Genomic DNA, 11266 nt, shown 5'->3' on the forward strand with positions numbered 1-11266 from the left:
GGTTACCCCCAAACGAATCGGAAAATCGATACTGGAAAAACTCTAACTCGGTGGCCAGTTTTTGTTGACCACTTCAATTGCACCGCGATCTTCAAATCTGCGGATTACTTCCAGCAGTTGCATCGGCTCAATATCCTGAATCTCAAGGCCGCCGATGATGGGTAAAATGTCGTCATCAAACATTTTTGCAAGTTCAGTCGCATACCCTACTGACCAGACTTGCTTCTTGTGTTCGTACCATTCCTTGTAAATCGCACTAAATGAATTGTTGTTAGACGAAGACTTTTTCGCCTTTACCGGATCGATGCCAGCCGAGATGTCTTTCCTCGCAGTCCATGCTTTATCCCTTGCCTCCTGCAAAGTCATAAGCGGATATTTTCCGACGGTCAGGATTTTCTCCTTACCGTCAATCTTGTAGCGAAGCTGCCATACCTTTTTCCCGGATACAGGGACATAAAGGTACAGGCCATTACCATCGAGAAGGCGGTATGGTTTTTCTTTCGGCTTTGCTGCTTCAATCTGCTTAACGGTGAGCATGGGTAAAAATCCGGTGGGTAAAATTATTTTATCCACTTTTTACCCGTCATGGAGTGCGGCTGTCAACGATCTGACGCGAACCATGACGAACTGTGAATATACGGAAGGCTTGATATTCAGGGGATTTTGCGGACTGGTACGGATGGGAGCGAACTGATAAATGGTGTCCCCTGCAGGAATCGAACCTGCAATTAGCCCTTAGGAGGGGCTCGTTATATCCATTTAACTAAGAGGACAATGCGGCGAGTATACCCGCTAATGGACTGCGGGGTAAGTACGCTGCCGCTCGATTGCTTAAACCCTCGCCATTTATGCTGGGTTTTTATCATTTTTCTTAATGTTTTCCGCACGTTCTGCTTTTTGGCGTGCTTCTGCTTTACGCTTGTTGCTCATGTCGTTACGAATCTGTGCATGACTCATTAACGCGAAGATAAAGGTGCCGCCGCAGATGTTCCCCGCTAAAGTAGGTAGTGCGAAGGGCCAGATGAAATCGCTCCAGTGCAGCGTACCGTTAAACACCAGATAGAGGATTTCAACAGAACCGACCACGATATGGGTGGTGTCACCCAGGGCAATAAGCCAGGTCATCAATATAATCACCACAATCTTTGCCGCACCTGCTGCAGGAAACATCCATACCATAGTGGCGATCAGCCAGCCGGAAATGATCGCGTTGGCAAACATCTCGCTGGGGGTGTTCTTCATCACATCCATGCCGATTTTGACAAATGCATCGCGAGTTTCTTCATTGAAGATAGGCATATATTCAAATGCCCACGCAGCAATACCAGTCCCGAGAATATTACCCAGCAGCACGACTCCCCATAACCGCATAAGTAAGCCAACGTTGCTCATTGTCGGTTTTTGCATGACGGGTAGTACCGCAGTCACGGTGTTTTCGGTAAATAATTGCTGGCGGGCCATTATGACGATAATAAAACCAAAGGTATAACCGAGATTCTCCAGCAAGAAGCTGCCCGGCACACCTTCCAGTTCGGCATGAAATATCCCTTTTGCCAGTAACGAAGCGCCCATCGACAGACCCGCCGCAATGGCTGACCACAGTAGCGCCATTGCGTCGCGTTCTAGCTCTTTTTCACCATCCTGGCGGATATGCTCATGAATTGCCATCGCTCGGGAGGGGAGTCGGTCTTCATCTATTTCTATTTTTTTGCCGCGCTCTTTTTCTTCGCTCTAAACTTCAATTTCGTCGCTGTGTTGATCAATTTTGTCGTTGTCCATGGTCTCTTCTCTTGAATTAGCACGTATAGCTAAAGCGTAGCGGCTTTTTTGCTCGCAACTGGCGGGAGTTACTCTGAAAATGTAGAAAAGGCTGCGTTTGCCTTTTTCTGTTTCTATAGAATCAAGTAGCCTACAGGGCGGCGATTACCAGGCTATGATCAAATCAGCAAATCAGGGCGTCTGGACATCAGTTGACGTGCTGTTACAATCGCCCACACCTAAACAGGCGGATACGGTATCGTTCCGTCATGGATGGCAAACTGCATAAGCCATAAAAAAACAGGGAGACATTTATGAAGCTTCGCCTGTCGGCGCTTGCTCTGGGAACTACGCTTCTGGTGGGGTGTGCGAGTTCCGGTACAGATCAGCAAGGGCGTTCTGACCCGTTAGAAGGGTTCAACCGCACCATGTACAACTTCAACTTCAACGTATTAGACCCGTATATTGTTCGACCGGTCGCTGTCGCCTGGCGTGATTATGTTCCGCAACCGGCGCGTAATGGTTTGAGCAACTTTACTGGCAACCTTGAAGAACCTGCGGTGATGGTTAACTACTTCTTGCAGGGCGACCCTTATCAGGGGATGGTCCACTTTACCCGCTTTTTCCTGAACACCATTTTGGGGATGGGCGGCTTTATTGATGTTGCAGGGATGGCGAACCCGAAACTGCAACGGACTGAACCTCACCGCTTCGGTAGTACGCTTGGTCATTATGGCGTGGGTTATGGGCCTTACGTTCAGTTACCGTTCTACGGTAGCTTCACGCTGCGTGATGACGGTGGTGATATGGCGGATGCTCTTTACCCGGTTCTTTCCTGGCTGACCTGGCCGATGTCTGTGGGTAAATGGACGCTTGAAGGGATCGAAACCCGCGCTCAGCTGCTGGATTCCGATGGTCTGCTGCGTCAGTCGTCCGATCCTTATATTATGGTGCGCGAAGCGTACTTCCAGCGTCATGATTTCATCGCTAATGGCGGCGAACTCAAACCGCAGGAAAATCCGAACGCGCAAGCGATTCAGGATGATTTAAAAGATATCGATTCTGAATAAGAAACAAATAAAAAAGGTGAGTCGCAAAACTCACCTTTTTTGTTGTTATCCCTCAATTACCACAAGTAAAAGGAGATAAACCGACAATGACCCGGACGTAATGATGTAAAAATACTGATGTTTGTCACTGACTATTTCCGATATTCAGGCGTTGAAAAATCAAAAAACTGGAAAAATAATTTTAAATATCATCAAAATTAACACCTAGTGCAGATAGTTGATTAATTTCATTTTGATATTTCGTCTGGCGATTTTGAAGTCTTTTTTCAACTTTATCTTCGAGATTCTTAAAGTCTTTGTATTTATTTTCAGGATGGTCAACGTCAACTTTGTTAGCGAATAAAGTAGAAATTATTTCTTTTACATTATCGCGTCTAAATTTTGCATCGTCCACTTGAAAATTATATCTTATTGCTCGACCTAAACGTTTAAAAACTTCGTTAGGTTCTCTCAGTCTTTCCCCGTTGAGCTCGTTTACAACCTGATGATCGGAACCAGTTGCAAATGATTCTGCCATGATAGCTTTACTGCTTTCAAACCACGCTGAAGCACTCCTGGCGTTTTCACTACAATATTGGGTGAGACTATCACCATTAATACGAATTCCTCTTTGAATGTGGTAGTCGTCCTGATCGTAGTAACCGAGAGATAAGTAATCATTTCCGTTTTTATTTTTAATTACAATAGCGAGAGAGTCGCCTTTTTTATCTTTACCGTACCAGGTAAATAAGTCAGTTGGTTCGCTTTTCCCGCTCTCATCAAATTCCGTTACCGTATGTCTGAGTTTGTGTGATATCTTATCGAAGATAAAACCAGGATCTCCATCATATATTTCTTTTAATGCGCTGAAGATCATTTCCTTGTTATTGATATCATGAGTCTTCTCAACTATGTTGTCATTAATGATAGTACGGACGAGTTCTTTGTCTTTATAGTTCGCAGGTAATTCTATTGGTTCTTGGTTGTCGATACCAATAGTAATATGGTCTGTATCATTGGAGCCAATATCAATATAAGTAACTGAGGAATTATTAATATTAGATCTATAAGGATCGTCGTTTACTCGTATGGCGTTTTTTATAAGCTCAAGTAGATGTTTAATACAGGTGCTTATTCCTTCCTTACCATTAAAAAGGTTTTTGAACTCTTGTACTAATCCATTAATTTCATCATTGTTATTTTCATTGATGGATTCTGGGTAAGCTGCGCTGGTATTGTTGATTGAAATAGATGGTAGCATGATTTTATTCCATGTTGATTGATTTGTTACAAATATATATTACCTAATGAAATAGACTATCAAAAAACGCTCATTTATTTAGAACCTATCTTTAATTTGAGTGTATAAGCGCACAATAGCCAGGGGGGTTGAGTATCCTGGAAATGCAGAAAAGTAAACTCTTTGAGAAGGACGAGCAGAACGCTTGAAAATATGCATTTCCCTTCAGGTTTGTCTGTGGATACCACTTACTGATTTGAAAGGGCAAGCTGCCATCAGGCTGTTTGCAAAACTCAGGAGGCAAGCAATGAGGAAACTACTTTCGGTGAAGTGGGGGAGTTAAAGTCACCTGCATAGCAGGTGACTTTATCCAGGCGAACGCGTTATCAGAACGCGTAGTTAAAGTTAGTACCGAACAGCCAGGCTTTACCTTCAGACTCGAACTGGTATGGGCCTTCGTTAATTTTCACGCTCTGACCGTGCATATAAGAAACACCAACGTCGACTGAAGCATCTTTATTAAATGCGTAAGTCGTACCTGCACTCAGCCAGAAACGGTCCTGGTCCGGAATGGAGATAGAACGATTCTGAGCCGGAACTGGGCTGTCATCAAAGGCGATACCGGTACGGAAGGTCCAGTTATCATCGTAGTAATAAGTGGTACCCAACGCGATGCGGTAAGCATCTTTAAAGCCTTCATGTTTCTGGAACAGCGTGTCGCCACTGGTTGAGGTCGCTTTCAGCTGCTGGAACTGACTCCAGCTGGTGTAAGCCAGGCTATAGTGAATCGCCCACTGTGGATCAACACGGTTATAACCTGACACTTCCCACATTTCAGGCAGGTTCAGCGTCAGATAACCCGATTGCGTTGCGCCACCTGTCGCGGTAGGAATTGGCAAACCGTAGTTATTAAACGCACGATTAAGATCGCTGCTGTAGTTACCTTTGAAGTCAATTTTCACTTCAGAACGGTAGGTCAGTGCATAGCGGTTATTTTTATCCAGTTCATACAGGATTCCGGCGTTCCAGCCAAAGCCCCACTGGTTACCGTTCAGATGAGCGATTTTGGTATTACTGTCGATACCGTTGGCGGTAGCTGCCAATGCTTGCCCTTGAGGAGTTTGCCCGGCAGGAGATTGCATAATCTGACCAGCAACCAACTGCCCCAGATCGCCTGCGAAACGTTCAATTTTCGCGCGAGCGTAGATGGCGTTGAAACCAAGACCAAAGCTCCATGCATTATTTAAGCGATACGCACCGCTTAAGTTCAGGTTCATGGTTTCAAGGTCAGTTGTACCCCCGACAGAGCCGCCTGCATAAGTATCATTAAACTCTGTTGCCAGACCATAGTTAGAGGTAATAGAAGCGCCCCAACCAAATTGGTCGTTAATCGGTGCAACAAAGTGCATGTTCGGAACCCATGCCGTAGGCGCGATGTTATCGGCTTTCAGGCTACGACCAGACGGAGACGTTCCGCTGATATTCACATCCGGGTCAATATAAACCGCACCCGCAGAAAATGTCGGGCGGTCAAACATGGTAATCAATGCGGGGTTACGGCTAACGTTACCTGCATCATCGGCAATTGCGCCTTCCCCTGAATAAGCCCGGCCCAGGCCAGAGGAAGAAAATTCGTTTAACTGAAAGCCTGCCGACCAGGCCTGGGTGGAGATAAGTGCCACTGCGACTGCGAGAGCAGACTTTGTAAACAGGGTTTTCTGGCTCATGACCATAACCTCAATGATTTATTTTTATACAAACTATGTTACGTGCTGTAACAGGAGCGCGAAGTGTAGGGTCTGAGGTACATCTTAGAAATCAGACCAGTGGCGAGAGTATAGGTCGGACCAGCTAGAATGTTGCAAGTATGTTTCCATCTTTTTTCAAATATGATCTAAGAAACGCGATCCAGCTGGCAAAATTTGGAGGTTGCGCACTCGCGGATTCGGGTGAATTTTGTTTTAGATCATTTTTAAGTGTGATTTCGGTCACTTATCCGATTTTGCAGAATTAACAACTGGAGCAGCACTTTCCGGAAGCGTAAAATATCCACAACGTTTATCTGGCACCTTGGGTGCACATACAGAGGAAATCAACGATGAGTAAATGTAGTGCTGATGAAACCCCGGTTTGCTGCTGTATGGATGTTGGCACCATTATGGACAACTCCGACTGCACCGCGTCTTACAGCCGCGTGTTTGCAAACCGCGCAGAAGCAGAACAAACGCTGGCGGCGCTGACTGAAAAATCCCGTAGCGTGAAATCCGAACCGTGCAAAATCTCCCCGACTTTCACTGAAGAGTCTGACGGTGTGCGCCTGGATATCGATTTCACTTTTGCCTGCGAAGCTGAAATGCTGATCTTCCAGCTGGGTCTGCGTTAATTCCTCTCGGGTACGTACGCCCCTGTCAGTTGCTGGCAGGGGCGTTTTCTTTTCTTTCTTCTGTCTTCACTGTGTCATAGCTCCCACTTTCCTTTTTCTCCGCTTGGCTAAATGTAAAAAAATGGTTAAGACTATGATCAGGTCAGACCACTTTATTTATTTTTTTACAGGGGAGTGTTATGGGTCAGGTTTTACCACTGGTTACCCGCCAGGGCGATCGTATCGCCATTGTTAGCGGTTTACGTACGCCTTTTGCCCGCCAGGCGACGGCTTTTCATGGCATTCCCACGGTTGATTTAGGGAAGATGGTGGTAGGCGAACTGCTGGCACGCAGCGAGATCCCCGCTGAAGTGATTGAACAGCTGGTCTTTGGTCAGGTCGTACAAATGCCTGAAGCCCCCAACATTGCGCGTGAAATTGTTCTCGGTACCGGAATGAATGTGCATACCGATGCTTACAGCGTCAGCCGCGCTTGCGCTACCAGTTTCCAAGCGGTTGCAAACGTCGCAGAAAGCCTGATGGCGGGAACTATCCGAGCGGGGATTGCCGGTGGGGCAGATTCCTCTTCCGTATTGCCAATTGGCGTCAGTAAAAAACTGGCGTACGTGCTGGTTGATGTCAACAAAGCTCGAACCATGAGCCAGCGCCTGAAACTCTTCTCTCGCCTGCGTTTGCGCGACTTAATGCCCGTACCGCCTGCGGTAGCAGAATATTCTACTGGCTTGCGGATGGGCGACACCGCCGAACAAATGGCGAAAACCTACGGCATCACCCGAGAACAGCAAGATGCATTAGCGCACCGTTCGCATCAGCGTGCCGCTCAGGCATGGTCAGACGGAAAACTCAAAGAAGAGGTGATGACTGCCTTTATCCCTCCTTATAAACAACCGCTTGTCGAAGACAACAATATTCGCGGTAATTCCTCGCTTGCCGATTACGCAAAGCTGCGCCCGGCGTTTGATCGCAAACACGGAACGGTAACGGCGGCAAACAGTACGCCGCTGACCGATGGCGCGGCAGCGGTGATCCTGATGACTGAATCCCGGGCGAAAGAATTAGGGCTGGTGCCGCTGGGGTATCTGCGCAGCTACGCATTTACTGCGATTGATGTCTGGCAGGACATGTTGCTCGGTCCAGCCTGGTCAACACCGCTGGCGCTGGAACGTGCCGGTTTGACGATGAGCGAACTGACATTGATCGATATGCACGAAGCCTTTGCAGCTCAGACACTGGCGAATATTCAGTTGCTGGGTAGTGAACGTTTTGCTCGTGAAGTACTGGGGCGTGCACATGCCACTGGCGAAGTGGACGATAGCAAATTTAACGTGCTTGGCGGTTCGATTGCTTACGGACATCCCTTCGCGGCGACCGGCGCGCGGATGATTACCCAGACATTGCATGAACTTCGCCGTCGCGGCGGTGGATTTGGTTTAGTTACCGCCTGTGCTGCCGGTGGGCTTGGCGCGGCAATGGTTCTGGAGGCGGAATAATGGAAATGGCATCAGCGTTTACTCTTAATGTTCGTCTGGACAACATTGCTATCATCACCATCGACGTACCGGATGAGAAAATGAATACCCTGAAGGCGGAATTTGCCTCGCAGGTGCGCGCCATTATTAAGCAACTCCGTGAAAACAAAGAGTTGCGCGGCGTGGTGTTTATCTCCGCGAAACCGGACAATTTTATCGCCGGAGCAGACATCAACATGATTGGCAACTGCAAAACGGCGCAAGAAGCGGAAGCACTGGCGCGGCAGGGCCAACAGTTGATGGCGGAGATTCATGCTTTGCCCATTCCGGTTATCGCGGCTATTCATGGCGCTTGCCTGGGCGGTGGGCTGGAGCTGGCGCTGGCGTGCCACGGTCGCGTTTGTACTGACGATCCTAAAACGGTGCTCGGTTTGCCTGAAGTACAACTTGGATTGTTACCCGGTTCAGGCGGCACCCAGCGTTTACCGCGTCTGATAGGCGTCAGTACAGCATTAGAGATGATTCTCACCGGAAAACAACTTCGGGCGAAACAGGCATTAAAGCTGGGGCTGGTGGATGACGTTGTTCCGCACTCCATTTTGCTGGAAGCCGCTGTTGAGCTGGCGAAGAAGGATCGCCCATCTTCCCGCCCTCTACCTGTACGCGAGCGTATTCTGGCGGGGCCGTTAGGTCGTGCGCTGCTGTTCAAAATGGTCGGCAAGAAAACAGAACACAAAACTCAAGGCAATTATCCGGCGACAGAACGCATCCTGGAGGTTGTTGAAACGGGATTAGCGCAGGGCACCAGCAGCGGCTATGACGCTGAAGCTCGCGCCTTTGGCGAACTGGCGATGACGCCGCAATCGCAAGCTTTGCGTAGTATCTTTTTTGCCAGTACGGACGTGAAGAAAGATCCCGGTAGTGATGCACCGCCTGCGCCATTAAACAGCGTGGGAATTTTAGGTGGTGGCTTGATGGGCGGCGGTATTGCTTATGTCACTGCTTGTAAAGCGGGGCTTCCGGTCAGAATTAAAGATATCAACCCGCAGGGCATAAATCATGCGCTGAAGTACAGTTGGGATCAGCTGGAGGGCAAAGTTCGCCGTCGTCATCTCAAAGCCAGCGAACGTGACAAACAGCTGGCATTAATCTCCGGAACGACGGACTATCGCGGCTTTGCCCATCGCGATCTGATTATTGAAGCGGTGTTTGAAAATCTCGAATTAAAACAACAGATGGTGGCGGAAGTGGAGCAAAATTGCGCCGCTCATACCATTTTTGCTTCGAACACGTCATCTTTACCGATTGGTGATATCGCCGCTCACGCCGCGCGACCTGAGCAAGTTATTGGCCTGCATTTCTTCAGTCCGGTGGAAAAAATGCCGCTGGTAGAGATTATTCCTCATGCGGGTACATCGGCGCAAACCATCGCCACTACGGTAAAACTGGCGAAAAAACAGGGCAAAACGCCCATTGTCGTGCGTGACAAAGCCGGGTTTTACGTCAATCGCATCTTAGCGCCTTACATTAATGAAGCTATCCGCATGCTGACCGAAGGTGAACGGGTAGAGCACATTGATGCCGCGCTAGTGAAATTTGGTTTTCCGGTAGGCCCAATCCAACTTTTGGATGAGGTAGGAATCGACACCGGGACTAAAATTATTCCTGTACTGGAAGCCGCTTATGGAGAACGTTTTAGCGCGCCTGCAAATGTTGTTTCTTCAATTTTGAACGACGATCGCAAAGGCAGAAAAAATGGTCGGGGTTTCTATCTTTATGGTCAGAAAGGGCGTAAAAGCAAAAAACAGGTCGATCCTGCCATTTACCCGCTCATTGGCGCACAAGGGCAGGGGCGACTCTCCGCACCGCAGGTTGCTGAACGGTGTGTGATGTTGATGCTGAATGAAGCAGTACGTTGTGTTGATGAGCAGGTTATCCGTAGCGTGCGTGACGGGGATATTGGTGCGGTATTTGGCATTGGTTTTCCGCCATTTCTCGGTGGACCGTTCCGCTATATCGATTCTCTCGGCGCGGGCGAAGTGGTTGCAATAATGCAACGACTGGCCACGCAGTATGGTTCCCGTTTTACCCCTTGCGAGCGTTTGGTCGAGATGGGCGCGCGTGGGGAAAGTTTTTGGAAAACAACTGCAACTGACCTGCAATAAGAAGGTCAAAGCTATATGAATCCGCGCTGAATGGCGGAGTGTTGGTCAAAATGTAAACGCATATTGACTATACTTACGCCATTGAGGTAAAAAACAGCGTTTCATTCGGTGAATGGATAAGGCACAATGCCGGCCACCGTTTTCTTTCTCTGGTTTCAGATGAAAGAAAACGGGCGAATCTGGTTAACAAAAGCGGTGCAATATGCAAGTTTTTATCATGCGTCACGGCGACGCAGCCCTCGATTCCGCCAGTGATTCGGTTCGTCCTCTGACCACTAATGGTTGTGACGAATCTCGCCTGATGGCGAACTGGCTGAAAGGTCAAAAAGTGGAAATCGAACGCGTTCTGGTGAGCCCGTTCCTGCGAGCCGAGCAAACACTGGAAGAAGTAGGGGATTGTCTGAACCTGCCTTCCAGTGCAGAAGTTCTGCCGGAGTTAACGCCCTGCGGCGATGTTGGTCTGGTCAGTGCCTATTTGCAGGCGTTGACCAATGAAGGTGTTGCTTCGGTACTGGTGATCTCTCACTTACCGTTAGTCGGGTATCTGGTTGCCGAGTTATGTCCGGGCGAAACGCCGCCTATGTTTACCACCTCGGCCATTGCCAGCGTAACGCTTGATGAAAGCGGAAACGGTACATTCAACTGGCAGATGAGCCCGTGTAATCTGAAGATGGCAAAAGCTATCTGATGTGTTCCAAATTATGCCCAATGAGGTAGATTCATTGGGCATAATTGCTCATTAGGCAGCGGATATCTGTCAACCTCACTACTATCGAAGACTCTCCTTATCTATAAATAAAACACTTTCTACATTCATTCGGAAATTATTCTTCTACGCGTATCTTGATTTTGCCCAAAGTTACATGTTGAAATGAATAATATCTGTTTGACACTCATTGTCATTTATTAATACAGATAATAGAGAAAATAGAGTTGAATAATCAGGCAGGATGTAATTGAAACTTGATTAAATTCTGGCTATAGTGTTTATATATTATATTGTCAAAAGTGGATAAATGCCAATCGCATTATATGTTCATTGTTTGTTTTTTAAGCTGTTGATATTCATTATTGATATACTTTCTATTTTTTCTAAATACTTATTCCGTATTTTTTAAGGATGTCCTGGTAATGCTGCCAACTTACTGATTTAGTGTATGATGGTGATTTTAAGGTGCTTGCGTGGCTTCCATTTCCATCAG

The 11266-nt window shown here is 47.6% G+C and carries 7 protein-coding genes, 1 tRNA gene and 2 pseudogenes; 5 read left to right on the forward strand and 5 right to left on the reverse strand.

From position 1 onward, the window contains the following. Positions 1–60: 60 nt before the first annotated feature. The 3 genes and pseudogenes from intS to ABZJ92_RS17905 form a co-directional block, all read right to left on the reverse strand. Positions 61–537, reverse strand: a pseudogene (gene intS, locus ABZJ92_RS17895) (prophage integrase IntS); the annotation flags it as partial. A gap of 161 nt (positions 538–698) precedes the next feature. Beyond that, positions 699–773: transfer RNA gene (locus ABZJ92_RS17900), tRNA-Arg, on the reverse strand. 73 nt (positions 774–846) lie between these two features. Continuing rightward, positions 847–1779 (reverse strand): annotated as a pseudogene (locus tag ABZJ92_RS17905) (formate/nitrite transporter family protein). Between the two features lie 293 nt (positions 1780–2072). On the opposite strand from ABZJ92_RS17905, the gene mlaA reads away from it, so the two are divergent. Beyond that, entirely contained in the window at positions 2073–2828 is a 756-nt protein-coding gene (gene mlaA, locus ABZJ92_RS17910) for a phospholipid-binding lipoprotein MlaA (RefSeq protein ID WP_000776763.1), read from the forward strand. Between the two features lie 181 nt (positions 2829–3009). On the opposite strand, the gene yfdF is transcribed toward mlaA, so the two are convergent. Together yfdF and fadL are read right to left on the reverse strand one after the other, a co-directional pair. Continuing rightward, complete coding sequence (yfdF, locus tag ABZJ92_RS17915; RefSeq protein WP_000937783.1) at positions 3010–4068, reverse strand: protein YfdF; 1059 nt, start codon at positions 4066–4068, stop codon at positions 3010–3012. A gap of 365 nt (positions 4069–4433) precedes the next feature. Then, the gene (gene fadL, locus ABZJ92_RS17920) at positions 4434–5774 is read right to left on the reverse strand and encodes a long-chain fatty acid transporter FadL (RefSeq protein WP_005047046.1); all 1341 of its coding nucleotides are present in this window, start codon (positions 5772–5774) and stop codon (positions 4434–4436) included. Positions 5775–6145: 371 nt separating this feature from the next. Here fadL and ABZJ92_RS17925 point away from each other — a divergent pair, with 371 nt between their 5' ends. From ABZJ92_RS17925 to sixA, 4 genes are all read left to right on the forward strand, one after another. After that, positions 6146–6430: a YfcZ/YiiS family protein gene (locus ABZJ92_RS17925; RefSeq protein ID WP_005085292.1), complete on the forward strand. Its 285-nt coding sequence runs from the start codon at positions 6146–6148 to the stop codon at positions 6428–6430. 179 nt (positions 6431–6609) lie between these two features. Then, positions 6610–7920, forward strand: a complete 1311-nt coding sequence (gene fadI / locus ABZJ92_RS17930) for an acetyl-CoA C-acyltransferase FadI (RefSeq protein ID WP_000531985.1) — start codon at positions 6610–6612, stop codon at positions 7918–7920. Next, positions 7920–10064 carry a fatty acid oxidation complex subunit alpha FadJ gene (gene fadJ, locus ABZJ92_RS17935; protein ID WP_000424986.1) on the forward strand — a complete coding sequence of 715 codons (2145 nt, stop codon included), beginning with the start codon at positions 7920–7922 and terminating at the stop codon, positions 10062–10064. Before fadI ends, fadJ begins: the two co-directional genes overlap by 1 nt. A gap of 202 nt (positions 10065–10266) precedes the next feature. Then, entirely contained in the window at positions 10267–10752 is a 486-nt protein-coding gene (gene sixA / locus ABZJ92_RS17940; protein WP_001195824.1) for a phosphohistidine phosphatase SixA, read from the forward strand. Positions 10753–11266: the final 514 nt, after the last annotated feature.

This window comes from Shigella sp. FJ200513, from assembly GCF_040495915.1.
Lineage (GTDB): Bacteria > Pseudomonadota > Gammaproteobacteria > Enterobacterales > Enterobacteriaceae > ECMA0423.